Source organism: Ruegeria sp. C12 (assembly GCF_056537745.1).
In genome coordinates, this window is record NZ_JBQFSA010000001.1 from 597,488 (window position 1) to 623,189 (window position 25,702).

General features: G+C 59.8%; 33 protein-coding genes. 31 read left to right on the forward strand and 2 right to left on the reverse strand.

Annotated features, from left to right (window positions below; genetic code table 11):
• The 27 genes from ACR0C9_RS02755 to ACR0C9_RS02885 all read left to right on the forward strand — a co-directional run bounded on the left by ACR0C9_RS02755 (position 1) and on the right by ACR0C9_RS02885 (position 22,454).
• Positions 1 to 789 carry a crotonase/enoyl-CoA hydratase family protein gene (locus ACR0C9_RS02755; protein WP_480625743.1) on the forward strand — a complete coding sequence of 263 codons (789 nt, stop codon included), beginning with the start codon at positions 1 to 3 and terminating at the stop codon, positions 787 to 789.
• 185 nt (positions 790 to 974) lie between these two features.
• Positions 975 to 1,340, forward strand: coding sequence for an NADH-quinone oxidoreductase subunit A (locus tag ACR0C9_RS02760; RefSeq protein ID WP_170451948.1), 366 nt, complete (start codon positions 975 to 977; stop codon positions 1,338 to 1,340).
• Positions 1,331 to 1,864 (forward strand): NuoB/complex I 20 kDa subunit family protein, encoded by a 534-nt coding sequence (locus tag ACR0C9_RS02765; RefSeq protein ID WP_037307875.1) that lies wholly within the window; start codon positions 1,331 to 1,333, stop codon positions 1,862 to 1,864. The genes ACR0C9_RS02760 and ACR0C9_RS02765 overlap by 10 nt, the downstream gene beginning before the upstream one ends.
• A 12-nt stretch (positions 1,865 to 1,876) precedes the next feature.
• Complete coding sequence (locus ACR0C9_RS02770) at positions 1,877 to 2,482, forward strand: NADH-quinone oxidoreductase subunit C (protein ID WP_170451946.1); 606 nt, start codon at positions 1,877 to 1,879, stop codon at positions 2,480 to 2,482.
• A complete protein-coding gene (locus ACR0C9_RS02775; RefSeq protein ID WP_170451944.1) occupies positions 2,482 to 2,655 on the forward strand; it encodes a hypothetical protein in 174 nt (57 codons plus the stop codon). The genes ACR0C9_RS02770 and ACR0C9_RS02775 overlap by 1 nt, the downstream gene beginning before the upstream one ends.
• Before the next feature lies 1 nt (position 2,656).
• Complete coding sequence (locus tag ACR0C9_RS02780) at positions 2,657 to 2,785, forward strand: hypothetical protein (protein WP_480582129.1); 129 nt, start codon at positions 2,657 to 2,659, stop codon at positions 2,783 to 2,785.
• The gene (locus tag ACR0C9_RS02785) at positions 2,785 to 4,008 is read left to right on the forward strand and encodes an NADH-quinone oxidoreductase subunit D (protein ID WP_170523552.1); all 1,224 of its coding nucleotides are present in this window, start codon (positions 2,785 to 2,787) and stop codon (positions 4,006 to 4,008) included. Before ACR0C9_RS02780 ends, ACR0C9_RS02785 begins: the two co-directional genes overlap by 1 nt.
• The gene (locus ACR0C9_RS02790) at positions 4,005 to 4,397 is read left to right on the forward strand and encodes a hypothetical protein (protein ID WP_480780336.1); all 393 of its coding nucleotides are present in this window, start codon (positions 4,005 to 4,007) and stop codon (positions 4,395 to 4,397) included. Before ACR0C9_RS02785 ends, ACR0C9_RS02790 begins: the two co-directional genes overlap by 4 nt.
• Entirely contained in the window at positions 4,397 to 5,530 is a 1,134-nt protein-coding gene (gene nuoE, locus ACR0C9_RS02795; RefSeq protein WP_480780337.1) for an NADH-quinone oxidoreductase subunit NuoE, read from the forward strand. The genes ACR0C9_RS02790 and nuoE overlap by 1 nt, the downstream gene beginning before the upstream one ends.
• A gap of 33 nt (positions 5,531 to 5,563) precedes the next feature.
• Complete coding sequence (locus ACR0C9_RS02800; protein ID WP_170451938.1) at positions 5,564 to 5,791, forward strand: DUF5337 domain-containing protein; 228 nt, start codon at positions 5,564 to 5,566, stop codon at positions 5,789 to 5,791.
• Positions 5,792 to 5,797: 6 nt separating this feature from the next.
• Positions 5,798 to 7,096, forward strand: a complete 1,299-nt coding sequence (gene nuoF / locus ACR0C9_RS02805; protein WP_170451936.1) for an NADH-quinone oxidoreductase subunit NuoF — start codon at positions 5,798 to 5,800, stop codon at positions 7,094 to 7,096.
• Positions 7,097 to 7,101: 5 nt separating this feature from the next.
• Positions 7,102 to 7,518 carry an MAPEG family protein gene (locus ACR0C9_RS02810; protein WP_170451934.1) on the forward strand — a complete coding sequence of 139 codons (417 nt, stop codon included), beginning with the start codon at positions 7,102 to 7,104 and terminating at the stop codon, positions 7,516 to 7,518.
• A 5-nt stretch (positions 7,519 to 7,523) separates the two neighbouring features.
• On the forward strand, positions 7,524 to 7,907 hold the full coding sequence (locus ACR0C9_RS02815) for a hypothetical protein (RefSeq protein ID WP_170523558.1): 384 nt from the start codon (positions 7,524 to 7,526) through the stop codon (positions 7,905 to 7,907).
• A 98-nt stretch (positions 7,908 to 8,005) separates the two neighbouring features.
• Positions 8,006 to 8,410, forward strand: coding sequence for a DUF5333 domain-containing protein (locus tag ACR0C9_RS02820; protein WP_170451932.1), 405 nt, complete (start codon positions 8,006 to 8,008; stop codon positions 8,408 to 8,410).
• A 3-nt stretch (positions 8,411 to 8,413) separates the two neighbouring features.
• Positions 8,414 to 10,432 carry an NADH-quinone oxidoreductase subunit NuoG gene (gene nuoG, locus ACR0C9_RS02825; RefSeq protein ID WP_480780338.1) on the forward strand — a complete coding sequence of 673 codons (2,019 nt, stop codon included), beginning with the start codon at positions 8,414 to 8,416 and terminating at the stop codon, positions 10,430 to 10,432.
• Between the two features lie 195 nt (positions 10,433 to 10,627).
• Positions 10,628 to 11,665 carry an NADH-quinone oxidoreductase subunit NuoH gene (gene nuoH, locus ACR0C9_RS02830; protein WP_170451928.1) on the forward strand — a complete coding sequence of 346 codons (1,038 nt, stop codon included), beginning with the start codon at positions 10,628 to 10,630 and terminating at the stop codon, positions 11,663 to 11,665.
• Between the two features lies 1 nt (position 11,666).
• Positions 11,667 to 12,161 (forward strand): NADH-quinone oxidoreductase subunit NuoI, encoded by a 495-nt coding sequence (gene nuoI / locus ACR0C9_RS02835; protein ID WP_480780339.1) that lies wholly within the window; start codon positions 11,667 to 11,669, stop codon positions 12,159 to 12,161.
• Positions 12,158 to 12,568, forward strand: coding sequence for a carboxymuconolactone decarboxylase family protein (locus tag ACR0C9_RS02840; protein ID WP_480707942.1), 411 nt, complete (start codon positions 12,158 to 12,160; stop codon positions 12,566 to 12,568). Before nuoI ends, ACR0C9_RS02840 begins: the two co-directional genes overlap by 4 nt.
• Entirely contained in the window at positions 12,565 to 13,167 is a 603-nt protein-coding gene (locus tag ACR0C9_RS02845; protein ID WP_170451922.1) for an NADH-quinone oxidoreductase subunit J, read from the forward strand. The genes ACR0C9_RS02840 and ACR0C9_RS02845 overlap by 4 nt, the downstream gene beginning before the upstream one ends.
• A complete protein-coding gene (locus ACR0C9_RS02850) occupies positions 13,167 to 13,706 on the forward strand; it encodes a hypothetical protein (RefSeq protein ID WP_480582116.1) in 540 nt (179 codons plus the stop codon). The genes ACR0C9_RS02845 and ACR0C9_RS02850 overlap by 1 nt, the downstream gene beginning before the upstream one ends.
• Complete coding sequence (nuoK, locus tag ACR0C9_RS02855; protein ID WP_005984024.1) at positions 13,703 to 14,008, forward strand: NADH-quinone oxidoreductase subunit NuoK; 306 nt, start codon at positions 13,703 to 13,705, stop codon at positions 14,006 to 14,008. Before ACR0C9_RS02850 ends, nuoK begins: the two co-directional genes overlap by 4 nt.
• Positions 14,009 to 14,015: 7 nt before the next feature.
• Positions 14,016 to 16,193 (forward strand): NADH-quinone oxidoreductase subunit L, encoded by a 2,178-nt coding sequence (nuoL, locus tag ACR0C9_RS02860; protein ID WP_480780340.1) that lies wholly within the window; start codon positions 14,016 to 14,018, stop codon positions 16,191 to 16,193.
• Positions 16,193 to 17,737: an NADH-quinone oxidoreductase subunit M gene (locus ACR0C9_RS02865; protein WP_170451917.1), complete on the forward strand. Its 1,545-nt coding sequence runs from the start codon at positions 16,193 to 16,195 to the stop codon at positions 17,735 to 17,737. Before nuoL ends, ACR0C9_RS02865 begins: the two co-directional genes overlap by 1 nt.
• Positions 17,738 to 17,752: 15 nt before the next feature.
• The gene (nuoN, locus tag ACR0C9_RS02870) at positions 17,753 to 19,195 is read left to right on the forward strand and encodes an NADH-quinone oxidoreductase subunit NuoN (RefSeq protein ID WP_480780341.1); all 1,443 of its coding nucleotides are present in this window, start codon (positions 17,753 to 17,755) and stop codon (positions 19,193 to 19,195) included.
• Positions 19,196 to 19,249: 54 nt separating this feature from the next.
• Positions 19,250 to 19,999, forward strand: coding sequence for a biotin--[acetyl-CoA-carboxylase] ligase (locus ACR0C9_RS02875; RefSeq protein WP_170451912.1), 750 nt, complete (start codon positions 19,250 to 19,252; stop codon positions 19,997 to 19,999).
• 11 nt (positions 20,000 to 20,010) lie between these two features.
• Positions 20,011 to 20,790, forward strand: a complete 780-nt coding sequence (locus ACR0C9_RS02880; protein WP_170451910.1) for a type III pantothenate kinase — start codon at positions 20,011 to 20,013, stop codon at positions 20,788 to 20,790.
• Positions 20,787 to 22,454 (forward strand): ribonuclease J, encoded by a 1,668-nt coding sequence (locus ACR0C9_RS02885; RefSeq protein WP_480780342.1) that lies wholly within the window; start codon positions 20,787 to 20,789, stop codon positions 22,452 to 22,454. Before ACR0C9_RS02880 ends, ACR0C9_RS02885 begins: the two co-directional genes overlap by 4 nt.
• 8 nt (positions 22,455 to 22,462) lie before the next feature.
• Here ACR0C9_RS02885 and ACR0C9_RS02890 read toward each other — a convergent pair whose 3' ends face one another.
• Together ACR0C9_RS02890 and ACR0C9_RS02895 are read right to left on the reverse strand one after the other, a co-directional pair.
• Entirely contained in the window at positions 22,463 to 23,164 is a 702-nt protein-coding gene (locus ACR0C9_RS02890; RefSeq protein ID WP_170451906.1) for an NUDIX hydrolase, read from the reverse strand.
• 25 nt (positions 23,165 to 23,189) lie between these two features.
• Positions 23,190 to 23,597: a DUF983 domain-containing protein gene (locus tag ACR0C9_RS02895; protein ID WP_480582104.1), complete on the reverse strand. Its 408-nt coding sequence runs from the start codon at positions 23,595 to 23,597 to the stop codon at positions 23,190 to 23,192.
• A 199-nt stretch (positions 23,598 to 23,796) separates the two neighbouring features.
• On the opposite strand from ACR0C9_RS02895, the gene ACR0C9_RS02900 reads away from it, so the two are divergent.
• From ACR0C9_RS02900 to ACR0C9_RS02915, 4 genes are read left to right on the forward strand one after another with little or no spacing between them, the layout of a single operon-like run.
• Positions 23,797 to 24,264: an EF-hand domain-containing protein gene (locus ACR0C9_RS02900; protein WP_170630449.1), complete on the forward strand. Its 468-nt coding sequence runs from the start codon at positions 23,797 to 23,799 to the stop codon at positions 24,262 to 24,264.
• Positions 24,265 to 24,270: 6 nt separating this feature from the next.
• Positions 24,271 to 24,885, forward strand: a complete 615-nt coding sequence (locus tag ACR0C9_RS02905) for an RNA polymerase sigma factor (protein WP_480780343.1) — start codon at positions 24,271 to 24,273, stop codon at positions 24,883 to 24,885.
• Positions 24,878 to 25,231: a hypothetical protein gene (locus ACR0C9_RS02910; protein ID WP_480780344.1), complete on the forward strand. Its 354-nt coding sequence runs from the start codon at positions 24,878 to 24,880 to the stop codon at positions 25,229 to 25,231. Before ACR0C9_RS02905 ends, ACR0C9_RS02910 begins: the two co-directional genes overlap by 8 nt.
• Positions 25,228 to 25,701, forward strand: a complete 474-nt coding sequence (locus ACR0C9_RS02915; RefSeq protein ID WP_480780345.1) for a periplasmic heavy metal sensor — start codon at positions 25,228 to 25,230, stop codon at positions 25,699 to 25,701. Before ACR0C9_RS02910 ends, ACR0C9_RS02915 begins: the two co-directional genes overlap by 4 nt.
• The last annotated feature ends 1 nt before the right edge of the window (position 25,702 follow it).

The window sequence follows — 25,702 nt, forward strand, 5'->3', positions numbered from 1 at the left end:
ATGTTCGACACCATAACCGTCACAACGGATGCGCGCGGCGTTGCGACTTTGAAATTGGATCGTGCCGAAAAACACAACGCCATGTCGGCGCAGATGATTGCGGAACTGACTCAGGCGGCTTCTGATTTGGGGCAGGACGCGTCCGTTCGGGTGGTGGTTCTGACCGGTGAGGGCAAATCGTTCTGCGCTGGAGGGGATTTGGGGTGGATGCAGGATCAGATGGCTGCGGATCCTGAAACGCGATTTGCCGAGGCGCGCAAGCTGGCTGAGATGTTGCAGGCGCTCAACACGTTGCCGAAACCTCTGATCGGTGCGTTGCAGGGTAACGCGTTCGGGGGCGGGGTCGGTTTGGCTGCTGTCTGTGACGTGGCGCTTGGCGTTGAGACGCTGAAAATGGGGCTGACGGAAACCAAGCTGGGCCTGATCCCGGCCACCATCGGCCCTTACGTGATCGCCCGCATGGGCGAGGCAAGGGCTCGGCGAGTCTTCATGTCTGCGCGCCTGTTTGACGCGACCGAGGCGGTGACGCTTGGCCTGTTGGCCAAGGTTGTACCTGCGGACGAGCTGGCGGACGCTGTTGAGGCTGAAGTACGCCCCTATCTGGCCTGCGCACCGGGGGCTGTCGCCTCGGCCAAGGCGCTTGTCAGGGATCTGGGGCCGAAAATCGACGAGCAGGTCATTGACCACACCATCAACGCGCTTGTCGCTCGCTGGGAAACCGATGAAGCGCTTGAAGGCATCGGCGCGTTTTTCGACAAACGCAAGCCTGCGTGGATCAACGAAGTTTGACTCTGAAACTCGAAACGCACCAACAGGGGGGTGGCGAGGGTTTTCTTAGACCTGTCAAGCCCCTGAATGCCCCCCTGCGCGCTTGTGGTCGGTTGACCCTCTGATCCCGCAGGGATACAGAATATCCAGTCAACACGCCAATTGACGGCGCGCCTTGTCGGGGCCGCGCAAGAAAGGAGCCACTCGTGGAAGAGTTGTTGCGGGAATATCTCCCGATCCTGGTGTTTCTGGCCGTGGCCGTGGGCCTTGGAATCGTGCTGATTCTGGCGGCCGTCGTCCTTGCTGTCCGCAATCCCGATCCGGAAAAAGTCAGCGCATATGAATGTGGTTTCAACGCGTTCGACGACGCCCGGATGAAATTTGACGTTCGCTTCTATCTGGTCTCGATTCTCTTCATCATCTTCGACCTGGAAATCGCCTTTCTGTTTCCGTGGGCCGTTGGCTTCAAGGACATCAGTGATGTGGGGTTCTGGTCCATGATGGTGTTCCTGGCGGTGCTGACCATCGGCTTTGCCTATGAATGGAAGAAAGGGGCCCTGGAATGGGAGTGATGACGGGTGCAAACACCGCCGGCGTCGACAAAGAAGTCGCCACCCAGGCCCTGAATGCCGAATTGCAGGACAAAGGGTTCCTGCTGACCTCGACCGAAGACATCATCAACTGGGCCCGCACCGGTTCCTTGCACTGGATGACCTTTGGTCTGGCCTGCTGCGCGGTCGAGATGATGCACACCTCGATGCCGCGCTATGACGCCGAACGGTTCGGTATCGCCCCGCGCGCGTCGCCACGTCAGTCGGACGTGATGATCGTTGCAGGCACCCTGACCAACAAAATGGCCCCGGCGCTGCGCAAGGTTTACGACCAGATGCCCGAGCCGCGCTATGTGATCTCGATGGGCTCCTGCGCCAATGGCGGGGGGTACTATCACTATTCGTACTCGGTGGTGCGCGGCTGTGACCGTATCGTCCCGGTGGACATTTACGTCCCCGGCTGCCCGCCAACTGCCGAGGCGCTGCTATACGGTCTGATGCAGTTGCAACGCAAAATCCGCCGCACCGGCACGATTGTACGCTGAGGGAGAGGGCAGATGAGCGAAGCACTCAAGGAACTTGGCGCGCAACTTGAACTGAAGCGGTCCGACTGCGTGCTGTCGTGGGACGTCACCCATGGTGAGTTGAACGTCGATGTCGCTCCGTCGAGCCTTGTTGAGTTCATCGAGTTTCTGCGCAGCGACCGCAACTGTCAGTTCTCGACCCTTGTGGATATTACCGGCGTTGATTACCCCGAACGGGCCAAGCGCTTTGATGTTGTCTATCACTTCCTGTCGATGTACCAGAACCAGCGCATTCGCCTGCGGGTCTCGATCCGCGAGGAGGACATGGTACCCTCGATTGTCGACGTGCACCCCTCGGCCAACTGGTTCGAGCGTGAGGTGTTCGACATGTTCGGGATCCTGTTCTCGGGCCACCCCGACCTGCGGCGTATCCTGACCGACTATGGGTTCCGAGGTTATCCGCTGCGCAAGGATTTCCCGACAACCGGCTATACCGAGGTGCGCTATGACGAGGCGCAAAAGCGCGTGGTCTACGAACCCGTGTCGCTGGTGCAGGAATACCGTCAGTTTGATTTCATGTCCCCGTGGGAAGGTGCGAATTACATCTTGCCGGGGGATGAGAAACAGGAGGCCGAGTGATGGGTGGTATCTGGTGGTTGATCCTTTCCGCGCTGACCATCATCCCGATGGTCAAGATACTGCCGTTCTTCGGGATCAACAAAGTCTGGTGCCTGCTCTGTCTCGTCCCATTTGGCACGATTGCCCTGCTCTGGTGGGTCGGGATCAAGCTACAGGAATTGGAGCGCCGCTGAGATGATGCTGGGGGAACTGATCGCATTAGGGGCGCTGGGCGTTCTTCTGGCCGGGGCCGCCGCCAAGGCCGCCGAGGCGGAAAAGGTCCGGGTCCGGGCTGAGGCGAAAAAGAAGAAACGGGGGCGTTGATGGACGGCTCAAGATACGATGACGGCAGCACGGACGCGCTGAGCGGAGAACAGAAGATCCGCAACTTCAACATTAACTTCGGCCCGCAACACCCTGCGGCGCACGGGGTTCTGCGTTTGGTGCTTGAGCTGGACGGAGAGATCGTCGAACGCTGCGATCCGCATATCGGCCTGCTGCACCGTGGTACCGAAAAGCTGATGGAAAGCCGGACCTATCTGCAGAACCTGCCGTATTTCGACCGTCTGGATTATGTCGCGCCAATGAATCAGGAACATGCCTGGTGTCTGGCGATTGAAAAGCTGACCGGGGTCGAAGTGCCGCGCCGTGGGTCCCTGATCCGGGTTCTGTATTCCGAGATCGGACGCATCCTGAACCACCTGTTGAACGTGACCACGCAGGCGATGGACGTGGGTGCGCTGACCCCGCCTCTGTGGGGGTTCGAGGAACGCGAAAAGCTGATGGTGTTTTATGAGCGTGCCTGCGGTGCCCGCCTGCACGCCGCCTATTTCCGCCCCGGTGGTGTGCATCAGGACCTGCCGCCCGAGTTGCTTGATGATATCGAGGCATGGAGCCATGAGTTCCCCTCAGTTCTCGACGACATTGACGGTCTGCTGACCGAGAACCGCATCTTCAAGCAACGCAACGCCGACATTGGTGTCGTGACCGAGGATGACATCCAGAAATACGGCTTCTCGGGCGTGATGGTGCGCGGGTCGGGTCTGGCATGGGACCTGCGCCGCGCGCAGCCCTATGAATGCTATGACGAGTTCGAGTTCCAGATCCCTGTCGGCAAGAACGGCGACTGCTATGACCGCTATCTGGTGCGGATGGAAGAGATGCGCCAGTCGCTGCTGATCATCCGTCAGGCCATCGCCAAAATCCGCGAATGCCCCGGCGACGTTCTGGCCCGCGGTAAGATCACGCCGCCGAAACGCTCGGACATGAAGACCTCGATGGAGAGCCTGATCCATCACTTCAAGCTGTATACCGAAGGCTTCCACGTCCCTGCAGGCGAGGTTTACGCCGCGGTCGAAGCCCCCAAGGGCGAGTTTGGCGTCTATCTGGTCGCCGATGGCACCAACAAGCCTTACAGGGCCAAACTGCGCGCGCCCGGCTTCCTGCACCTGCAAGCCATGGACCACGTCGCCGGAGGGCACCAACTGGCCGACGTCGCCGCGATTATCGGGACGATGGACGTTGTGTTTGGGGAGATTGATCGGTGAATGCCCACGCTGTCACAGTAGGTTCGTGTTTTTTTGCCCTGACCGCGTGTACTACGCAGTCGAACTCGGGGGGGCCAAATGTCTATCGTATTGCAGGGCCTGAAATCACGCGGCAGGACATGACGGAGGCGGTCAACTACATTGTGCAAGCTTTTGAGGCGTCAGATTGCGAAATGTCCTACAATGAATTTCATGGCCAATTACAAAAAGACGGTTCATTCAACGCTTCGGAAAAGGCGAAGAAGAACGGTAGTTTTGTAGAACTAGAACAGTTGCACGCTCGTTCGATTGCAGACGAAGCCGCCAAAGCAATGGTGAAGAAAAAGGCTTTTATTGTTGAAGCGAAAAACCCGGTTGTGTATCGCCTAACTGTTGGAAAGTGTGCTTAATGCTCCGCCGTCTTCACCCCGAACAACCCGAAAGTTTCGCCTTCACCACTGCCAACCAGCAATGGGCCGAAGCGCAGATTACCAAATACCCCGAGGGGCGTCAGGCCAGCGCGGTGATCCCTCTGCTATGGCGCGCGCAGGAGCAGGAGGGGTGGCTGTCCCGTCCGGCGATTGAATCCGTCGCTGACATGCTGGGCATGGCCTACATCCGCGTGCTTGAGGTCGCCTCATTCTATTTCATGTTCCAACTTCAACCGGTTGGGTCAGTGGCGCATATTCAGGTTTGCGGCACGACCTCCTGCATGATCTGCGGGGCCGAGGATCTGATCGCGGTCTGCAAGGAAAAGATTGCCACCAAGCCGCATGAACTATCCGCCGATGGCAAGCTGAGCTGGGAAGAGGTCGAATGCCTCGGGTCCTGCGCGAATGCTCCGATGGCGCAGATTGGCAAGGACTATTACGAAGATCTGACGACTGAAAGCTTTGGCAAGATCATCGACGATCTGGCCGCTGGCAAAGTACCAACGCCGGGCCCGCAGAACGGGCGCTATGCGGCCGAACCGCTGAGCGGTTTGACCAGCCTGACCGAACATGACGCCGGAAAACCTGCGCAGAATGCCTCGGTCGCTTTGGCAACCGGTCTGGGCGATACCGTCAAGCGCATCGACGGGACCGAGGTTCCGATCCTGACGCCGTGGCTGGACAAGGATGGCAAACAGGCCGGTGCCTCGGCTGCGGCGAAACCGCCCAAGGCGCCTGAACCGGCGAAACCTGCGGTGAAACAGGCGGAAGAAGCCAAGGCCAAGCCAGCGCCCGAAGAGGCAAAGGAAGATCAGCCCAGAACACTGCCCGAGGCGCGCGGGGGCTTGCCCGACGACCTCAAACTGCTGAAGGGCGTAGGGCCGAAACTGGAAGAGAAACTGAACGATCTGGGCTTTTTCCACTATGATCAGATCGCCTCGTGGACGCCCGAGCATGTGGCCTGGGTCGATGCGCGCCTGAAGTTCAAGGGCCGGATCGAGCGGGATGGCTGGATTGAACAGGCGGCCAAGCTTGCGGTGGGTGATGAAACCGAATTCGCCAAACGTGCCAAAGAAGAAGGCACGTATGATGAGCAGACAGACGAAGACTAAATGACGGGTGCCCATTCGGGGCATCGAGGTGAGATGGACAAGGACAAGGAACTGGCCATAGCCCGTAAGGGCCGTCACATCGGCATCGTCATCGCGGTGACGATGGCGTTCTGGCTTGCCATGAACCTGTTCATCGGCCCTGCCATGGAACTGACCGCGCGCCATGCGCTGCTGTTCGACCTCGCCGCGCTGGCCGGATTTATCTATGCGGGCGTCAACATTTTTCAACTCTGGCGCATGCGTCAGGATAGCCAAGGGTAACACGCGATGCTGAAGGATCAGGACCGGATCTTTACCAACATCTACGGGATGCACGAGCGTACGCTGCGCGGCGCGCAGGCGCGTGGGCATTGGGACGGCACCGCTGGCCTGATCGAGAAGGGCCGCGACTGGATCATCCAAACGATGAAGGACTCTGGTCTGCGCGGTCGCGGTGGCGCGGGCTTCCCGACCGGGCTGAAATGGTCTTTCATGCCCAAGGAAAGCGATGGCCGCCCGTCTTATCTGGTGGTGAACGCAGATGAATCCGAGCCGGGCACCTGCAAGGACCGCGAGATCATGCGTCACGATCCGCACACGCTGATCGAAGGCTGCCTGATCGCCTCATTCGCGATGAACGCGCATACCTGCTATATCTATTTGCGCGGCGAATACATTCGCGAGCGTGAGGCGTTGCAGGCCGCGATTGACGAAGCCTATGACGCCGGTCTGCTGGGCAAGAACGCGGCAGGCTCGGGTTGGGATTTCGATTTGTTCCTGCATCACGGGGCAGGGGCCTATATCTGCGGTGAAGAGACCGCCCTAATCGAAAGCCTTGAGGGCAAGAAGGGCATGCCTCGTATGAAACCTCCGTTCCCGGCGGGGGCGGGGCTTTATGGCTGCCCGACGACGGTGAACAACGTGGAATCGATTGCCGTTGTGCCGACCATTCTGCGCCGGGGTGCCGACTGGTTCGCGGGTTTTGGCCGCCAGAACAATGCGGGCACCAAGCTGTTTGCGATCTCGGGCCATGTGAACAACCCCTGCGTCGTCGAAGAGGCGATGTCGATTTCCTTCGAAGAACTGATCGAAACCCATTGCGGCGGCATTCGCGGCGGTTGGGACAATCTGCTGGCGGTGATCCCCGGCGGCTCGTCCGTGCCATGCGTGCGCGGTGAGAACATGCGCGATGCGATCATGGATTTCGACTATTTGCGGGGTGAGTTGGGTTCGGGTCTGGGTACTGCTGCGGTGATCGTGATGGACAAGTCCACCGACATCGTAAAGGCGATCTGGCGGCTGTCGAAATTCTACAAGCACGAAAGCTGTGGTCAGTGTACGCCCTGCCGCGAAGGCACCGGCTGGATGATGCGGGTGATGGACCGTCTGGTGCGCGGCGAGGCCGAACTGGAAGAGATCGACATGCTGTTTGACGTGACCAAACAGGTCGAAGGGCACACGATCTGCGCCCTTGGCGACGCGGCGGCCTGGCCGATCCAGGGCCTGATCCGCAACTTCCGCGATGAGATCGAAGACCGCATCAAGGCCCAGAAATCGGGTCGCGCCAGTGCGATAGCTGCGGAGTAAATCGAATGGAAGGTTTTGCCGAATACGCTCATGCCCTGGCCTCGCTGGTGATATTCACGCTGGTTGTGTTGTTGCTTGCACCGTTCAGCGCCATGGCCAAGCAGAACAAGGGTTTGGCACCGGGCGCCACGCCCGAACAAGACTATGCGGACCGGGCCTATCGTCTGAACCGGGCCTATTTGAACGGCACGGAAACACTGCCCGCTTTTGTCATCGTTGTCGTGACGGCGATTTTGCTGGGGGTCAGCCCGTTTTGGGTCAACCTGCTGGCGTCGATTGCGCTGGTCGCCCGGCTTGTGATGCTGGGGGTTCACATTCGGGGCGTTGGTAAACCGCATTCGGGTGTGCGCTCGGTTCTGTATGTGCTGGCCTGGGCCTGCATGTTTGTTATTGGGGTTATGGCTTTGGTGGCTGCACTGTGATGGGAATGAGTTATAGAAATCAAAGGTTTGCGAAGGCAAGCCGGGCCACGACATGCCTGACCATCGCGACTTTGGCGTTGCTGACGGCTTGCAGCACGATCACGACATCCCGAAGTGACCGGGTTTTGTTCGAAGGCAATTACTTCAGAACCAAGGCCAAAGCCGTCGATAAGAAAAGGGCACCGACCGAGTTCACCATCGTCGTCAACGGTGTATCAGCTTCCCTGAACGGCGCGCGTGAGGCCGGGCGGTATGAAGGGATCAAATACTGCGTGCAGAATTTCGGCTCATCCCGCATCGCGTGGAAGGTGGGGCCGGATACGGATCCGCAGCAGCTGCGGATTGACAACGACAAGCTGGCCTTTGCAGGAACCTGCCAAAGACCATGACGCGCGTTCTTGCATATCACGGCATGTTGTCGCGTCTGTTATCGCATAGCAGATCGGCCGACCTTTGTTTTGGGGAACCCAAAACAAAAGGAACGATCATGTCTGTTGCAAAAACTCTGGCAGTTGCCGCGCTGATGACCGTGCCGGGCGCGGTTCAGGCCAAACCTCCGCTAAGCGACGTCGCTGAGATCGACAACGAGCTTTATTATATCGCCATCGCAAACGAGATCTCCGAATACTGCCCCTCGATCAGCGGGCGGCGTCTGAAGGCGATTGGCGTGATGTGGGGGCTGCGGTCCAAAGCCAATGAACTGGGATATTCGGACACGGAAATCCGGGCTTACGTCGAATCGGATGCCGAAAAGGACCGGATGCGCGCCAAGGGCGAGGCGTATCTGGCGCAGAACGGTGTCTCGTATGACAAACCAAATTCATTCTGCACGCTGGGGCGGGCGGAAATCGAAAGAAACAGCGCCATTGGCGTGTATTTGAGGGCGAACTAGACCATGTCTGACCTTCGGAAAGTGAATATCGACGGACAGGAGATTGAAGTCGATGGTTCGATGACCCTGATCCAGGCCTGTGAAGAGGCCGGGATCGAGATTCCACGGTTTTGCTATCACGAACGCCTCTCGATCGCCGGGAATTGCCGCATGTGTCTGGTCGAGGTCGTGGGCGGCCCGCCGAAGCCTGCCGCATCCTGTGCCATGCAGGTGCGTGACCTGCGTCCGGGGCCGGAAGGGCAGGCACCGCAAGTCAAGACGAACTCTCCCATGGTCAAGAAGGCCCGCGAGGGGGTGATGGAGTTTCTGCTGATCAACCACCCGCTGGATTGCCCGATTTGCGATCAGGGCGGCGAATGTGACCTGCAGGATCAGGCGATGGCCTATGGCGTTTCCGGCTCGCGCTTTAAAGAGGCCAAGCGGGCCGTGGACGATCTGGATTTGGGTCCTTTGGTCGGCACCGCGATGACCCGCTGCATCAGTTGCACCCGCTGCGTGCGCTTCACGACCGAGGTTGCGGGGATCACTCAGATGGGTCAAACGGGGCGCGGTGAGGATGCCGAGATCACCTCGTATCTGAACCAGACGCTCGACTCGAACATGCAGGGCAATATCATCGACCTGTGCCCGGTGGGCGCACTGACGTCCAAACCCTACGCCTTTACCGCCCGCCCTTGGGAACTGACGAAGACCGAAAGCATCGATGTGATGGATGCTCTGGGTTCGAACATCCGGGTGGACACCAAAGGGCGCGAAGTGATGCGCTTCCTGCCACGCAACCATGATGGCGTGAATGAGGAGTGGATCAGCGACAAGACCCGTTTCGTCTGGGACGGTCTGCGCCGCCAGCGCCTGGACAAGCCCTATGTGCGTGAAAACGGCAAGCTGCGCCCGGCTTCATGGCCTGAGGCGTTGACCAAAGCGGCCGGGGCGATGAAGGGCAAGAAGGTTGCGGCGCTGGTCGGTGATCTTGTTCCGGTCGAGGCGGCTTTTGCGTTGAAGCAACTGGTCGAAGGCCTGGATGGCAATATTGAATGCCGTGTGGACAATGCGCGCCTGCCTGCTGGCAACCGGTCGGGTTATGTCGGGACAGCGGCGATCGAAGATGTTGATGATGCGAAATATATCCTGCTGATCGGGGCCAACCCGCGTGACGAAGCACCGGTTTTGAATGCACGCATCCGAAAGGCGTGGCTGAACGGGGCCAAGATTGCCAATATCGGACCGCAGGCTGATCTGACCTATGACGTTTTCCAGATGGGCGAGGGGCGGGATGCGCTGGCCGATCTGCAAAAGCACGAATTCGACGACATTCTGGAAAAGCCCTCGGTGATCATCGTCGGCATGGGTGCGCTGCGCGAAGCGGACGGCGCTGCGGTGCTTGGGCACGCCATGCAGGCAGCCGCGCGGACCAATGGTAAGCTGATGATCCTGCACACCGCTGCGGCCCGTATTGGTGCAATGGATGTTGGTGCCGTGACGGAAGGTGGGCTTGAGGCTGCATTCGACGGGGCCGAGGTGATCTATGACCTCGGCGCGGATGAGGTCGAGATCGATGATGGGGCCTTTGTGATCTACCAAGGCAGCCACGGCGACCGGGGCGCGCATCGTGCCGACGTGATCCTGCCGGGCGCGGCCTATACCGAGGAAAACGGGCTGTTCGTGAACACCGAAGGCCGCCCGCAACTGGCGATGCGCGCCGGGTTCGCGCCGGGTGACGCCAAAGAGAACTGGGCCATCCTGCGCGCCTTGTCGGCAGAGTTGGGGGCGACACTGCCCTACGACTCGCTGGCGCAACTGCGCACCGCACTGATCGAGGCGGTTCCGCATCTGGCCCACATCGACAAGGTGATCGAGAACGAATTTCAACCGCTCGAGGCAGGCCCTCTGGGCCAAGCCAGCTTCCGCCACGCGATTCAGGATTTCTACCTGACCAACCCAATCGCCCGCGCCTCGCAACTGATGGCCGAGCTGTCGGCGCAAGCGCAGGCGCGCAAGGCCGAAAAGATCGCTGCGGAATGAACCAGAGCTGTTTCATATCGCCAACCAGCGCGGCTGCCTTTCGGCAGGTCACCGCGCGGGACGTGAATGTGAAACCAAAGAAAAAGGGTAGCGCGAGGGCGGCGGATGCTGTTTACACCTACGCGCCGACCCAGCCGCTGCCTCGCGACTATCGTGACGCAGGCGGAAAACGGAATACCCACGGTGTGAGGACCAATGGCTGAATTCTTTAACACCCCCGGCGGAATAGCCATCATCATACTGGCGCAAGTGCTTGCCGTTGTTGCCTTTGTGATGATTTCGCTGTTGTTCCTTGTTTATGGCGACCGCAAGATCTGGGCTGCTGTCCAGATGCGTCGCGGCCCGAACGTTGTCGGTGCATACGGCTTGCTGCAATCGGTGGCGGACGCGCTGAAATATGTGGTGAAAGAGGTCGTGATCCCGGCGGGGGCCGACCGAACGGTTTTCATCCTCGCGCCGCTGACATCCTTCGTGCTGGCGATGATCGCCTGGGCGGTGATCCCGTTCAACGACGGTTGGGTTCTGTCGGATATCAACGTCGCCATTCTGTACGTCTTCGCCGTCTCCTCACTTGAGGTTTATGGCGTGATCATGGGCGGTTGGGCGTCGAACTCAAAGTACCCGTTCCTGGGCTCGCTACGCTCTGCCGCGCAGATGATTTCCTATGAAGTGTCTATCGGCCTGATTATCATCGGCATCATCATCTCGACCGGTTCGATGAATTTCGGCGACATCGTGCGCGCGCAGGACGGCTCGTTCGGGTTCTTTAGCTGGTACTGGCTGCCGCATTTCCCGATGGTTTTCCTGTTCTTCATCTCGGCACTGGCCGAAACCAACCGCCCACCGTTTGACCTGCCCGAGGCGGAATCGGAACTGGTCGCGGGTTATCAGGTCGAATACTCGGCCACGCCCTTCCTGCTGTTCATGGCCGGTGAATACATCGCCATCTTCCTGATGTGCGCCCTGACATCGCTGCTGTTCTTCGGCGGCTGGCTGTCGCCCATCCCGGGCCTGCCCGATGGCGTGCTGTGGATGGTGGCCAAGATGGCGTTCTTCTTCTTCATCTTCGCAATGGTCAAGGCGATCACGCCCCGCTACCGCTATGACCAACTGATGCGGTTGGGCTGGAAAGTCTTCCTGCCGTTCTCACTGGTCTGGGTGGTCTTCGTGGCCTTTGCGGCAAAATTCGACTGGTTCTGGGGCGCGTTCGCCCGTTGGAGCGTAGGAGGCTGATATGGCAAACATCGACTACACCCGCGCTGCCAAGTATTTCCTGCTGCAGGACTTCTGGGTCGGCATGAAGCTTGGGCTAAAGTATTTTTTCGCCCCCAAGGCCACCGTGAACTATCCGCACGAAAAGGGCCCTCTGTCCCCGCGCTTCCGGGGCGAACACGCGCTGCGCCGCTATCCGAACGGCGAAGAACGCTGCATTGCTTGCAAACTGTGCGAAGCGATCTGCCCGGCGCAGGCCATCACCATCGACGCCGAACCGCGCGAGGACGGCTCCCGCCGCACCACGCGCTATGACATCGACATGACCAAGTGCATCTATTGCGGCTTCTGTCAGGAGGCCTGCCCGGTCGATGCAATCGTCGAAGGCCCGAACTTCGAATTCGCCACGGAAACCCGCGAAGAGCTGTTCTATAACAAGGAAAAACTCCTGTCGAACGGCGAACGCTGGGAGGCCGAGATCGCCCGCAATCTGGAACTGGACGCGCCGTACCGATGACTGACAGCCCGACAAATCCGTTCGAGCTGATGATGAAGCAGGCTCAGGACATGGCCAAGGCGATGAACCCGGCGATGGAGAAATTCTCGCCCAAGGGGTTCGAGGCGCTGTGGCCGACCATGCCGAAAGAGGTCATGGAGATGATGTTCGGCAACACCGTCAACAAGGACGGGCTGGATGCCAAGACCCGCCTGCTGCTGACGCTGGCCGGGCTGACCTGTCAGGGCGCACAGGCGGATTCAGCGGTGCGTCAGACCGTGCGCCATGCACTGGAGGCGGGTGCTAAGAAACAAGAGATCGTGGAAACGATCGGTCAGATGTCGGTCTTTGCCGGCATCCCGGCCATGACCCGCGCGCTGGATCTGGCGCAAGAAGTCATGGGCGACAACGAGGATGAGGATCAATGACCGTCTTTGCCTTCTACCTGTTTGCCATCAGCGCCATAACCGGCGGGCTGTTCACTGTGATCAGCCGTCAGCCGGTGCATTCGGTGCTGTGGCTGATCCTGTCCTTCCTGTCGGCGGCGGGGCTGTTCGTGCTGCTGGGGGCCGAGTTCGTGGCGATGCTGCTGATCATCGTCTATGTGGGCGCGGTCGCGGTTCTGTTTCTGTTCGTGGTGATGATGCTGGACGTGGATTTTGCCGAGCTGAAGGCCGAGATGGCCCGCTATATGCCGCTGGCCCTACTGATCGGTCTGGTCATTCTGATGCAGTTCGTCATGGCCTTCGGCGCATGGGAAAGCGCGCAGGGTGCCGCCGCCAATCTGGCGCAGCCGGTCCCGGCGGACCGCCACAATACCGAGGCACTGGGTGTCATCCTGTATGATCAATATTTCCTTCTGTTCCAGCTTGCGGGCCTGATCCTGCTGGTGGCCATGATCGGTGCCATCGTTCTGACACTGCGCCACCGTCAGGACATCAAGCGTCAAGACATCATCGGCCAGATGATGCGCGACCCGGCCAAGGCGATGGAGTTGAAGGACGTGAAACCGGGGCAGGGGTTGTGATGCGTGAAGTATTCATAGCATTTGCTTTTGTTGTGTCTGCTGGAAGCGCCTTTGCTTGCAGCCTTGAAGAAGACCCTACTTGGAGAGATCAACCAGTTTCGGTGGCACCTGATGGGAGCTTTCAGCACGCTGAAGACTATAAGCACCATAAGTTATACGGTGGAAAGATCGTTGATTTAGGCGGCAAGCGAGTTGCTCAACGAGTCACCCTTACGACCTCATGCGGTGGTATTTTCGAAAGGCTTTTGTTTGCGGACTGCCATCGAGCAGAAGTTGTGTCGATCTTGGGAGCTGAAAACCTTGATCAGCCCAACGGATGGCGTGATGAACTCGTGGATCTGATACAAGTCCCCATTGGAGCTATAGACGTGCGAGAAATTACATCTGCGGCTGAACTGGTATCGATAGCTTACGAGAACGACTACAAAGTTTCTCTTAGTGTTGAGCAACAAATCGCAAACATGAAGCGCCGCAACCGTTATGACCCATTCAACGGCTGCAAAATCTACTACCCAGAGTCCCGAGGAGCAGGTCTATGATCGGACTTGAACACTATCTTACGGTCGCGGCGACGCTGTTCGTCATCGGCATCTTCGGTCTCTTCCTGAACCGCAAGAACGTCATCATCCTGCTGATGAGCATCGAGTTGATGCTGCTGGCGGTGAATATCAACCTTGTGGCGTTTTCCAGCTTCCTCGGCGATCTGGTCGGGCAAGTGTTCACGCTGTTCGTGCTGACTGTTGCGGCGGCCGAGGCGGCGATTGGTCTGGCCATTCTGGTCTGTTTCTTCCGCAACCGTGGCACTATCGCGGTTGAAGACGTCAATATGATGAAGGGCTAAGAGAACTATGGAAACCACCATCCTCTTTGCCCCGTTGGTGGGCGCGCTGCTCTGCGGGTTTGGCTGGCGCTTTATTGGCGAAAAGGCCGCCATGTGGACCGCCACGGGCCTCCTGTTCCTCGCCTGTCTGCTGTCGTGGATCGTCTTCCTGACCTTCGATGGCCAGACCCAGCAGATCGAAATCCTGCGCTGGATCGAGAGCGGCTCGCTGTCGACAAGCTGGGCGATCCGTCTGGACCGGCTGACCGCGATCATGCTGATTGTGGTGACGACGGTCTCGGCCCTCGTGCACCTTTACTCCTTCGGCTACATGGACCACGACCCGCAATGGCGTGAGGGTGAAAGCTATAAGCCGCGTTTCTTTGCCTATCTGTCCTTCTTCACCTTCGCGATGCTGATGCTGGTGACGGCGGACAATCTGGTGCAGATGTTCTTTGGCTGGGAGGGCGTGGGCGTCGCGTCCTACCTGCTGATCGGATTTTATTACCGCAAATCCAGCGCCAATGCGGCGGCGATGAAGGCGTTTATCGTCAACCGCGTCGGCGATTTCGGCTTTGCTTTGGGGATCTTCGCGATTTTCTTCCTGACCGACAGCATCAATTTCTCGGACGTTTTCGCCTCGGCCCCGACGCTGGCCGAAACGCAACTGACCTTCCTTTGGGGGGAGTGGACCGCGATTGAGGTGATCTGCGTCCTGCTGTTCATCGGCGCGATGGGGAAATCTGCGCAGTTGATCCTGCACACCTGGTTGCCGGACGCGATGGAGGGCCCGACGCCGGTGTCGGCGCTGATCCACGCTGCGACCATGGTGACGGCGGGTGTGTTCCTGGTCTGCCGCATGTCGCCGTTGATGGAGTTCGCGCCGGGCGCCACCGCGTTCATCACCTTCCTTGGGGCCTCGACCGCCTTCTTTGCGGCGACCGTGGGTCTGGTGCAAACCGATATCAAACGCGTCATCGCCTATTCGACCTGTTCGCAACTGGGCTATATGTTCGTGGCGGCGGGCGTCGGCATGTACTCGGCGGCGATGTTCCACCTGCTGACGCACGCCTTCTTCAAGGCGCTGTTGTTTCTTGGTGCGGGTTCGGTGATTCATGCCATGCATCACGAGCAGGAGATGACCGAATACGGCGGGCTGCGGAAGAAGATCCCCTATACCTTCTGGGCGATGATGATCGGCACGCTGGCGATCACCGGTGTGGGGATCCCGCTGACCGCGTTCGGCTTTGCCGGGTTCCTGTCCAAGGACGCCATCATCGAAAGCGCCTTTGCCGGTGGAACGGGCTATGCCTTCTGGATGCTGGTGATTGCCGCTGTCTTTACCTCGTTCTACAGCTGGCGTCTGATCTTTCTGACCTTCTATGGTGAGCCGCGCGGTGACAAGCACACGCATGACCACGCCCATGAAAGCCCGTTGACCATGCTGATCCCGCTTGGCGCGCTGTCTATCGGGGCCGTTTTTGCCGGGATGATCTGGTATAGCAACTTCTTTGGCCATACCGATAAGGTTGGCAAGTTCTATGGCATCCCCGTAGCCGAAGCATCCGAACACGCCGAAGGGCATGATGATGCGACTCATGCCGAGCACGTCGCCGACGGCACCGCTGATGCGCATCATGGGGACGAAGGCCACGCGGATGACGCACATGCAGATGAGAGTCATGCGGATGGCAGCCATGGAGAGAAAGACGCCCATGGCGGCGACCATCACTACGTGTTTGCGGGTGAGCCGGGCGAGGGCGCGCTGTATATCGCACCCGACAATACCGTGCTGGACGATGCCCATGCGGTTCCGAAATGGGTCAAGGTCTCGCCCTTCGTGGCGATGCTGTTGGGCTTTGTCGTGGCCTATTGGTTCTACATCGTGAACACCACGTTGCCCGCACGCTTGGCCGCAAACCAGCGTCCGTTGTATCTGTTCCTGCTGAACAAATGGTACTTTGACGAGATCTATGATGCGGTCTTTGTCAAACCCACCGTGGCCCTTGGCCGGTTCCTTTGGAAACGCGGCGACGGCAATACAATCGACGGTTTCCTGAACGGAGTAGCCATGGGCGTTGTTCCCTTCTTCACCCGCCTCGCAGGCAAGGCGCAGACCGGGTACATCTTCACCTATGCCTTCTGGATGGTGCTGGGCATCGCCGCCCTTGTGACCTGGATGTCGATCGGCGGAGGGGCGCTGTAATGGACAATATCCTTTCCATCGTCACCTTCATCCCGGCCATCGCAGCGGGCATTCTGGCTCTGTTCCTGCACGGCAACGACGCGGCGGCGCAACGCAATGCCAAATGGGTCGCGCTGCTGGCGACCACGGTGACCTTCCTTGTCTCGATCGGCATCTACACCGGCTTTGACCCCAACGACACCGGCTTTCAGATGGTGGAAGAGGGTGAATGGCTGCTGGGCCTGAAATACAAGATGGGCGTTGATGGGATCAGCGTTCTGTTCGTGCTGCTGACCACATTCATCATGCCGCTGACCATTCTGGCCAGCTGGCAGGTGACGGATCGCGTCAAGGAATACATGGTCGCCTTCCTGCTGCTGGAAACGCTGATGCTGGGCGTGTTCATGGCGCTGGATCTGGTGCTGTTCTACCTGTTCTTCGAGGCAGGCCTGATCCCGATGTTCCTGATCATCGGCATCTGGGGCGGCAAGGACCGTATCTATGCCAGCTTCAAATTCTTCCTCTATACCTTCCTCGGCTCGGTGCTGATGCTGGTGGCGATGGTGGCGATGTATGCCGATGCGGGCACCACGGATATCGAGGCGCTGATGACCCATCAGTTCTCCTCCGAAGGGTTCAGCGTGTTGGGCGTCTATATCGTCGGCGGCATGCAGACGCTGATGTTCCTTGCTTTCTTTGCCTCGTTCGCGGTGAAGATGCCGATGTGGCCGGTCCACACCTGGCTGCCGGATGCGCACGTGCAGGCCCCGACGGCGGGTTCCGTGGTGCTGGCGGCGATCCTGTTGAAGATGGGCGGCTATGGCTTTCTGCGGTTCAGCCTGCCGATGTTTCCGGTTGGCTCGGCCGTGATGACCGATCTGGTGCTGTGGATGTCGGCGATTGCAGTGGTCTACACCTCGCTGGTCGCGCTGGTGCAGGAGGATATGAAGAAGCTGATTGCCTATTCCTCGGTCGCGCATATGGGCTTTGTCACCATGGGGATTTTTGCGGCGAACCAGCAGGGTATTGACGGCGCGATCTTCCAGATGCTGAGCCACGGGTTCATCTCCGCCGCGCTCTTCCTGTGCGTCGGCGTGATCTATGATCGGATGCACACCCGTGACATCGAGGCCTATGGCGGTCTCGTGATCCGGATGCCCGCCTATGCATTGGTCTTCATGCTGTTCACCATGGCCAATGTCGGCCTGCCGGGAACGTCGGGCTTCATCGGAGAGTTCCTGACCCTGATGGGCGCCTTCCAGGTCAACACGTGGGTGACGGCCGTGGCCGCGACCGGTGTGATCTTCTCGGCTGGCTATGCGCTGTGGCTGTACCGCCGGGTGGTGTTTGGCGATCTGATCAAGGAAAGCCTCAAGGCGATGACGGACATGAGCTCGCGCGAGCGGCTGATCTTTGCGCCGCTGATCGTGATGACCATCTTGCTGGGCGTCTACCCATCGCTGGTCACGGATGTGATCGGCAACTCGACCGCCGCGCTGATTTCGAACTATGACACGGCTCTGGCCGCGGCTGAGGCTGCGACCCAGACGGCCGCCTCGCATTAAGGAGGCTTTGGAGACATGATCCAGGCTGATCTGACAATAATCCTGCCGGAAATCGTTCTGGCCGTATATGCGATGGTGGCCCTGATCGGGGCCGTCTATACGACGAAAGACGGGCTGGCCCCGGTTCTGGTCTGGACCACCGCTGGCCTGATGGCGCTGCTGGCGATCTGGATTGCCACCAATGGTGACGGCACCAACGTGGCCTTCAACGGCATGTTTGTCGATGACGGCTTTGCCCGCTTTGCCAAGGTCGCGATCCTGCTATCCGCCGCCGCCGTTCTGGTCATGAGCCAGGAATACATGGCCCGCCGGGGCCTGCTGCGCTTTGAATATCCGTTGCTGGTGGCTTTGGCCGCCGTGGGCATGATGATGATGGTCAGCGCAGGCGATCTGATGTCGCTGTATATGGGGCTGGAGCTGCAGTCTCTGGCCCTTTACGTCGTGGCCGCGCTGCGCCGCGACAGTGCGAAATCGACCGAGGCCGGTTTGAAGTATTTCGTGCTGGGCGCGCTCAGCTCGGGCCTTCTGCTATATGGCGCATCGCTGGTTTATGGCTTCACCGGAACCACCCTTTTCTCGGGCATCATCGCGACTGTACAGGCCGGAGATGTCTCGGTTGGCCTGCTGTTTGGTCTGATCTTCCTGATCTCGGGTCTGGCCTTCAAAGTGTCGGCCGTGCCGTTCCATATGTGGACGCCGGACGTGTACGAGGGCTCACCGACCCCGATTACCGCGTTCTTTGCAACCGCGCCGAAAGTGGCGGCGATGGCCCTGTTCGCGCGGCTGCTGCATGACGCATTCGGCGGCATCGTGAAAGACTGGCAACAAGTGATCGTGCTGCTGTCTGTGCTGTCGATGCTGCTGGGTGCGGTCGCCGCCATTGGGCAGCGGGACATCAAGCGCCTGATGGCGTTCTCGTCGATTGCGCATATGGGCTATGCGCTGATCGGTCTGGCCGCAGGGACCGAGTTGGGCATCAAGGCGATGCTGATGTATCTGGCCATTTACGTGACCATGAATATCGGCACCTTCGCCTTCATCCTGATGATGGAGCGTGATGGCAAACCCGTTACCGATATCGACGCCTTGCGCCAGTATTCCAGGCATGATCCGGGCAAGGCGCTGGCGGTTCTGATCCTGATGTTCAGCCTTGCGGGCGTGCCGCCGATGCTTGGGTTCTTTGCCAAATTCGGGGTCTGGCAAGCGGGCGTCAGCGCGGGTCTGACGGGTCTGGTCATCGTCTCGGCCATCGCCTCGGTCATCGGTGCGTTCTATTACCTTCGGATCGTGTTCTACATGTATTTCGGGGCCGAGAACGAGGAACCGATTGAAACGCGGTCATCGCCCGTTTTGTGGGTCGCCCTGATGGGATCGGCAGCCCTGATGCTGGTCGGCGTGTTTTATCAGTTCGGTGTCGAGGGCGCAGCGGCAGCTGCGGCAGCCACGCTTGTCAACTGATCGTTTTGAACACTGTGAAGGAGGGGCTCGGTCGCGCGACCGGGCCTTTTTGATATGACCAAATGGCCCCAAGGCTACGGCCTGCACGAGGTGCAGGAAGTTGATAGCACCCTGAACGAGGCGGCGCGCATCGCCCCAAACGCCAGTGGTCCAGTGTGGATCATGGCGCATCACCAAACCGCAGCGCGCGGACGGCGCGGGCGGGCGTGGGCGAACCCCATGGGCAATCTGGCCGCGACCTTGCTGATGCGTCCGCAAGGTGCGCCGGAACAATCGGCTTTGCGCAGTTTCGTGGCCGCGCTGGCCCTGTTTGACGCCTGTGTGGCTGTCACCGGGCGGGCGGACGGTCTGTCGCTGAAATGGCCCAACGATGTGCTGCTGAATGGCGGCAAGCTGGCGGGAATCCTGCTGGAAAGCACCGGGCAGGGGCGCGGCGTGGCCCATCTGGCCATCGGCATTGGCGTAAATCTGGCCTCGGCCCCAGACCCCGAGGCGGTGGAGCCCGGTGCAATGCGCCCCGTCTCATTGCTGTCCGAAACCGGGGCCCATGTCACGCCCGAGGATTTCCTGACCGAACTCGCCGCCGCCTATGCCCGTTACGAGACCCAGTTTGTCACCTATGGGTTCGAGCCGATCCGCACCGCCTGGCTGGCCCGCGCGGCGCGTCTGGGTGAGGTAATCACCGCCCGTACCGGAACGTCAGAGACGGTAGGCACCTTCGAAACGGTGGACGCGGGGGGCAACCTTGTCCTAAACACCGCGAAAGGCCGCGTGAGCATTCCCGCGGCGGATGTATATTTCTGAAAGGGGCGCAGATGCTTCTGGCCATCGATTGCGGCAACACGAACACCGTATTCTCGATCTGGGATGGCGAAACCTTCCTGTGCACCCTGCGCACGTCGACCCATCATTCGCGCACGGCGGACGCCTATTTCACATGGTATTCGACGCTGGTGAAACATTACGGCATCGAGGCCGAGATCACGGATGTGATTATCGCCTCGACCGTGCCGCGCGTGGTGTTCAACCTTCGTATATTTGCGGATCGGTTCTTTGGCTGCCGGCCATGGGTGGTGGGTAAACCCGATTGCCTGTTGCCTGTGACGCCCCGCGTGGATGAAGGCACCGTGCCTGGCCCGGATCGTCTGGCCAACGCGGTCGGGGCGTTTGACCGGCATGGCGGCAATGTGGTGGTGGTGGATTTCGGCACCGCAACCAATTTCGACGTCGTGGCCGCCGACGGCGCTTATGTCGGCGGCATCATTGCGCCGGGGGTGAACCTCAGCCTGGAGGCTTTGCATCAGGGCGCTGCGGCGTTGCCGCATATCGACATTACGCGGCCGGACAAAGTGATTGGCACGAATACGGTTGGCTGTATCCAGTCGGGCGTGTATTGGGGCTATTCCGGTCTGATCGAGGGGCTGATTGCCCGCATCAAGACCGAATACGGAATGCCGATGAAAGTCGTTGGAACCGGAGGGCTCGCACCCTTGTTCGATCAGGCCGACGTGGGGTTCGACGCAATCGAAGATGATCTGACGATGCACGGCCTGACCGTGATCCATCGCTATAACAAGGAAAATGGCTCGACATGAGCAGCGAAAGACTGATCTACCTGCCGCTGGGCGGGGCCGGTGAAATCGGCATGAATGCCTATGTGTATGGCTATGGTGAACCGGGCAAGGAACGCCTGATCCTCGTCGATCTGGGCGTGACGTTTCCCGATATGGATACCACGCCAGGGGTTGATCTGATCCACGCCGATATTTCATGGCTGCAGGACCGCGCCGACCGGCTTGAGGCGATCTTTGTCACCCACGCGCACGAAGATCACGTGGGCGCCGTGGCCCATTGTTACGAAGCACTTGGCGCGCCGGTCTATGCACGTGCTTTCACCGCCAATATCGCCCGCCGCAAGATGGACGAACATGGCCATCCCGAAGACGCCGTGCGCACCGCCTCGGCCTGGCCCGAGCAGGTCTCGGCTGGCCCGTTCACCGTGGGTTTCCTGCCGGTCTCGCATTCGATCCCCGAAAGCGCGGCCTTGGTGATCGACACGCCTGCGGGCCGGATCGTGCATTCGGGCGATTTCAAACTGGACGCAAACCCGGTTGTGGGGGAAGCGTTTGACCCGGACCTGTGGACCGAGGTTGCCAAATCGGGTGTCAAGGCGCTGGTCTGTGACAGCACCAATGTGTTTTCAGCCCATCCCGGACGATCGGAATCCGAAGTTGGGCCTGAGATCACAAAACTGGTCGAAAGCGCCGAAGGTATGGTTGTGGCCACCACTTTTGCCTCGAACGTTGCGCGGGTGAAGACATTGGCAGAGGCCGGGCAGCGGGCCGGGCGTTCGGTTGTTTTGCTGGGCCGCGCCATGCGCCGGATGATCGAGGCGGCGACGGAAACCGGTATCCTGTCGGACTTCCCCAAGGTGATCAGCGCCGAAGAGGCGGTGGACCTGCCGCGCCAGAACCTGATGCTGATCGTGACCGGCAGTCAGGGCGAACGCCGCGCCGCCAGTGCACAACTGGCACGTGGCAAGTATCGCGGGATCGAACTGAAAGAGGGCGATCTGTTCCTGTTCTCTTCCAAGACCATCCCCGGAAACGAGCGCGGCGTGATCTTCATCATGAACCAGCTTAGCGAAAAGGGCGTGGATGTGGTGGATGACAGCTCGGGGCTGTATCACGTCTCGGGCCACGCCAACCGACCGGATCTTGAGAAGGTCCACGCGCTGACCGACCCTCAAATGGTGATCCCGATGCACGGCGAACACCGCCACCTGCGCGAACATGCCAAGCTGGCCGAGGCTGGCGGGCGGACCGGTATCCTTGCCGTCAACGGCACCATGCTGGACCTGACCGGCAATGCGCCGAAGGTCGTGGACTACATCGAAACCGGACGCACCTATCTGGACGGTACGGTCAAAATCGGCGCACTGGACGGCATTGTCCGCGACCGTATTCGCATGGCGCTGAACGGGCATGTCACCGTCACCGTCATTCTGGATGAAGAGGACGAGCCGCTGGGCGAACCCTGGTGCGATACGATGGGTTTGCCGGAAACCGGAACCTCTCGTGCGGCCTTGGTCGAAGTGTTGGAAGAAGACCTGAACCAGTTTCTGATGCGGGCCGAGGCCAAGACCCTGCGCGACGATGACAAGCTGGAAGAGGCGATGCGCCGGATCGTGCGTCAGACCGCCAAGACCGAGATCGGCAAGAAGCCCGAGGTCACCGTTGTGATCAGCCGGATGAAGTAAGTCCGGCGTCAGTCGGCATCCGGCATCGGGTACCCGCGCAGGCGCAGAAACAGGCTGGCCTCATCCTGGTTCTGGTAGAAGGGAACCGATGCCGGTGGCGTCGGATCGGTCACGCGCGCTGCGATTTCGGCCAAAACAACTTCGGTGATGAAGGGCAGGTCCAGATCACGGGCGCGGTCCAGCTGGACCCATTGCAGATGCGACAGCTCGTCCGAGGCGCGGCTGAAATCGTCCAGATCGCCCTGAATCTCATCCGCATCGACCAGAAAGAACCGCGCATCAAACCGGCGTGGGCGGCCGGGCGGCGTGACCGCGCGAAAAACGAACTGTAAGCCTTTGGCGGATGGCAGAAATCCCATGTCGGCAAATTCCGCCCAATCCTCGGGCACGGTCGCGGACCAAGTGCCGGGCTGCCCCAGAACCAGTCCGGTTTCTTCCCACAATTCGCGTATCGCAGCGGCGGCCAGCGCGGTTTGCAGATCGGGCGCGGATTGTTCGGCAAGCCGGTCTTGACACAAACCGGGCAGCGGCGTGGCCAAAGGAACACTCCCGTCCGACGGGTCAACCGCGCCGCCGGGGAAAACAAACTTGTTGGGCATGAACACGGCATTGGTGCCGCGTTGCCCCATCAGAATCGACGGATCCGTCAGGCGATTGCGCAAGACAATGACTGTCGCCGCGTCCCGTATTGCTGTTTTGTCGATGCTCATGCGTGGCCGGTTCCGATGGATGACCTCATGAGGCTTTCTCGAACCCGTTCATCCGGCGTGCCCATTGATAGGCCACCATGGCCCCCTTCAGGCGGGGCAGCAGGTACAGCGACAGCGCCACACAGGCAATGGAAAAGCCGATTGCCATGGTCCACGGATCCGGCCGCCAATGCACGTACGAGACGTGCAGCGCGGGGGCCAGCAGGTGCCCGACCACCAGAATCGTCAGGTATGCCGGGCCATCATCGGCGCGGTGATGAAACAGCTCCTGCCCGCAGTTCGGGCAGTGGTCGTTCACCTTCAGATAGCTGTGCAGCAGCTTGCCCTCACCACATTTGGGGCACCGGCCACGAAAGCCTTTGACCAAAGCAGGCCATGTCGGGCGCTCATCTTCGGTCGGGGTCTCGATCGTCTGGTCCATAATATAACTCATGCGCTCATCTTTGCCGGATATTGCGCCTTGTGTTCGCGAGTTTAAAGGGGGGTGCGTCGCTTTGTGCCGATGCGGGCAATGACACGCCCAAGCCAAATTTCAAAAAATGTTTGACCATTGCGACGGAAACCCCGGCATGCCCCGTTTGAATGGATATGAGCAGCGGTGATGAGGCCGCGTCAAACAAGGGAAACCAACCATGAAAAACTCGACTTTCATTGCGGGTATCGTACTTGCAGCAGTCGCCATCACAGGCACATCGGTTCTGGCGGCGGGGCCCAAAGATCGTGAGCCCGTTTCGTTTCAGGAACTGGACGCAAACGGAGATGGGCAGATCACCAAGGACGAGATGACCGCCCATCGCAATGCGCGGTTCACGACGGCAGATACCGATGGCGACGGCCAATTGAGCGTCGAAGAAATGCAGGCGGCGGCCCAGAAACGGTCGGACGAGCGTATCACCAAGATGTTCGAAGAGCATGACGCCAACGCCGATGGCTTTCTGAGCCAGGATGAGTTGCCGAAACCACGCCGGGCTGACAAGATGTTTGACCGGATCGATGCGGATGACAGCGGCAGCATCTCGGAACAGGAATTTGCCGATGCAAAAGACAAAATGGGCCGGCATCACAAAAAGCGTCACAAGGCGGGCGCCGACAATAACTGATGCGGGATGGAGGATCTGACCTCCCATCCAGATACAGGTTGCGGCGGTGATGCCGCTGCAACCGACCTTGGCGACGATGTGTTGCTGAGGCAGTTTGCCGACGGCGATGCCGGGGCCGCGCGGCTTTTGACCGACCGTCTGGGGCCGCGCAGCTATTCGGTGGCTTTGCGTATGTTGGGAAACCGGGCCGAGGCGGAAGACATCACGCAAGAGGCGATGATGCGGCTGTGGCAGATGGCACCGGATTGGGTGCCGGGGCAGGCCAAGGTCTCAACTTGGCTATACCGGGTGACGCTGAACCTGTGTGTGGATCTGCGGCGCAAGAAACGGCCCGAGGCCTTGTCGGATGTACCCGAACCCGAGGACGATGGTGTCAGCGTGGTTGAACGCATGCAGCAAGAGGCGCGCAAGGATGCATTGCAGGCGGCCTTGTCACAATTGCCGGATCGGCAAAGACAGGCGGTTATCCTGCGCCATATCGAGGAATTGCCCAACCCCGAGATTGCCGGGATCATGGGGATATCGGTAGAAGCGGTCGAAAGTCTGACCGCGCGGGGAAAACGCAGCCTGGCTGCCAATCTGGCCAGACGACGGGATGAACTGGGGTATGAAAATGGCTGATGACGACATGGAACTGGATGATCTGTTTGCCCAGGCAAGGGCGCAGCGCGACGACCTGCCGGATGGTCTGGCCGTGCGCATTCAGACCGATGCCGAGGCGGTTCGCCTGCAACGTCTGAAAGCCCGGAAGCCGGTCGACCCCCGACCATGGGGCCGTTTTCTTGAACAGATCGGCGGCTGGCAGGGGTTTGGCGGCCTGATCGCGGCCAGTGCCGCTGGTGTCTGGATCGGGTTTTCCGCACCTGCTTTTCTGCCCGACCCGGCCAGTTTGGTGACGTCGCAGGACACGTCCTATCTGATAGCGGATTTGGGCTTTGACACTAGTTTTCTGGAGGCCACGGAATGAGCGCGGAAACCAAACCAAAACGGCGTTGGATGCCGATTGTTCTGGCCCTCTCACTGGCCCTGAACCTGTTGATTGTCGGGATTGCTGCGGGGACGGTTCTTCGGTTGAAAGGCGGTGACCACGCCAAGGGCCCACCGGGTTTTGGCCCCGCCTTGTATCGCGCTTTGCCCAAAGACGACCGCAAATCCCTGCGCGGGGAATTGTCGGGGTTGCACCGGGAACGTTCAGGTAACCGGGCGCGGGATTTTGCAGCGATCAGCCAGGCATTGCGCGCGGTGCCGTTCGATCCGGCGGCTGTTGAGGTTCTGTTGCAGCAACAGGCACAGGAAACGGCCCAATTGCAAGCTGCGTTACAAACTCAATGGTTGGCGCGTGTCTCGGCGATGTCGGATGCAGAACGTCAGGGTTATGCCGAGCGGCTGGAAGAGGTTGTTCAGCGTGGCCACCGCAAGCACCAGAAGCACGATTGAT

Bases quoted from the DNA above. Each gene is read 5' to 3' on its own strand.
- ACR0C9_RS02755 (WP_480625743.1), top strand. From the start codon at position 1: ATGTTCGACACCATAACCGTCACAACGGATGCGCGCGGCGTTGCGACT.
- ACR0C9_RS02775 (WP_170451944.1), top strand. From the start codon at position 2,482: ATGGGTGGTATCTGGTGGTTGATCCTTTCCGCGCTGACCATCATCCCG.
- nuoI (WP_480780339.1), top strand. From the start codon at position 11,667: ATGGCAAACATCGACTACACCCGCGCTGCCAAGTATTTCCTGCTGCAG.
- nuoL (WP_480780340.1), top strand. From the start codon at position 14,016: ATGGAAACCACCATCCTCTTTGCCCCGTTGGTGGGCGCGCTGCTCTGC.
- ACR0C9_RS02785 (WP_170523552.1), top strand. From the start codon at position 2,785: ATGGACGGCTCAAGATACGATGACGGCAGCACGGACGCGCTGAGCGGA.
- nuoE (WP_480780337.1), top strand. From the start codon at position 4,397: ATGCTCCGCCGTCTTCACCCCGAACAACCCGAAAGTTTCGCCTTCACC.
- ACR0C9_RS02810 (WP_170451934.1), top strand. From the start codon at position 7,102: ATGGAAGGTTTTGCCGAATACGCTCATGCCCTGGCCTCGCTGGTGATA.
- nuoG (WP_480780338.1), top strand. From the start codon at position 8,414: ATGTCTGACCTTCGGAAAGTGAATATCGACGGACAGGAGATTGAAGTC.
- ACR0C9_RS02845 (WP_170451922.1), top strand. From the start codon at position 12,565: ATGACCGTCTTTGCCTTCTACCTGTTTGCCATCAGCGCCATAACCGGC.
- ACR0C9_RS02910 (WP_480780344.1), top strand. From the start codon at position 24,878: ATGGCTGATGACGACATGGAACTGGATGATCTGTTTGCCCAGGCAAGG.
- nuoK (WP_005984024.1), top strand. From the start codon at position 13,703: ATGATCGGACTTGAACACTATCTTACGGTCGCGGCGACGCTGTTCGTC.
- ACR0C9_RS02865 (WP_170451917.1), top strand. From the start codon at position 16,193: ATGGACAATATCCTTTCCATCGTCACCTTCATCCCGGCCATCGCAGCG.
- ACR0C9_RS02905 (WP_480780343.1), top strand. From the start codon at position 24,271: ATGGAGGATCTGACCTCCCATCCAGATACAGGTTGCGGCGGTGATGCC.
- ACR0C9_RS02885 (WP_480780342.1), top strand. From the start codon at position 20,787: ATGAGCAGCGAAAGACTGATCTACCTGCCGCTGGGCGGGGCCGGTGAA.
- ACR0C9_RS02820 (WP_170451932.1), top strand. From the start codon at position 8,006: ATGTCTGTTGCAAAAACTCTGGCAGTTGCCGCGCTGATGACCGTGCCG.
- ACR0C9_RS02880 (WP_170451910.1), top strand. From the start codon at position 20,011: ATGCTTCTGGCCATCGATTGCGGCAACACGAACACCGTATTCTCGATC.
- ACR0C9_RS02815 (WP_170523558.1), top strand. From the start codon at position 7,524: ATGAGTTATAGAAATCAAAGGTTTGCGAAGGCAAGCCGGGCCACGACA.
- ACR0C9_RS02770 (WP_170451946.1), top strand. From the start codon at position 1,877: ATGAGCGAAGCACTCAAGGAACTTGGCGCGCAACTTGAACTGAAGCGG.
- ACR0C9_RS02850 (WP_480582116.1), top strand. From the start codon at position 13,167: ATGCGTGAAGTATTCATAGCATTTGCTTTTGTTGTGTCTGCTGGAAGC.
- ACR0C9_RS02890 (WP_170451906.1), bottom strand. From the start codon at position 23,164: ATGAGCATCGACAAAACAGCAATACGGGACGCGGCGACAGTCATTGTC.
- ACR0C9_RS02875 (WP_170451912.1), top strand. From the start codon at position 19,250: ATGACCAAATGGCCCCAAGGCTACGGCCTGCACGAGGTGCAGGAAGTT.
- nuoH (WP_170451928.1), top strand. From the start codon at position 10,628: ATGGCTGAATTCTTTAACACCCCCGGCGGAATAGCCATCATCATACTG.
- ACR0C9_RS02840 (WP_480707942.1), top strand. From the start codon at position 12,158: ATGACTGACAGCCCGACAAATCCGTTCGAGCTGATGATGAAGCAGGCT.
- ACR0C9_RS02780 (WP_480582129.1), top strand. From the start codon at position 2,657: ATGATGCTGGGGGAACTGATCGCATTAGGGGCGCTGGGCGTTCTTCTG.
- ACR0C9_RS02765 (WP_037307875.1), top strand. From the start codon at position 1,331: ATGGGAGTGATGACGGGTGCAAACACCGCCGGCGTCGACAAAGAAGTC.
- ACR0C9_RS02800 (WP_170451938.1), top strand. From the start codon at position 5,564: ATGGACAAGGACAAGGAACTGGCCATAGCCCGTAAGGGCCGTCACATC.
- nuoF (WP_170451936.1), top strand. From the start codon at position 5,798: ATGCTGAAGGATCAGGACCGGATCTTTACCAACATCTACGGGATGCAC.
- ACR0C9_RS02915 (WP_480780345.1), top strand. From the start codon at position 25,228: ATGAGCGCGGAAACCAAACCAAAACGGCGTTGGATGCCGATTGTTCTG.
- ACR0C9_RS02900 (WP_170630449.1), top strand. From the start codon at position 23,797: ATGAAAAACTCGACTTTCATTGCGGGTATCGTACTTGCAGCAGTCGCC.
- nuoN (WP_480780341.1), top strand. From the start codon at position 17,753: ATGATCCAGGCTGATCTGACAATAATCCTGCCGGAAATCGTTCTGGCC.
- ACR0C9_RS02895 (WP_480582104.1), bottom strand. From the start codon at position 23,597: ATGAGTTATATTATGGACCAGACGATCGAGACCCCGACCGAAGATGAG.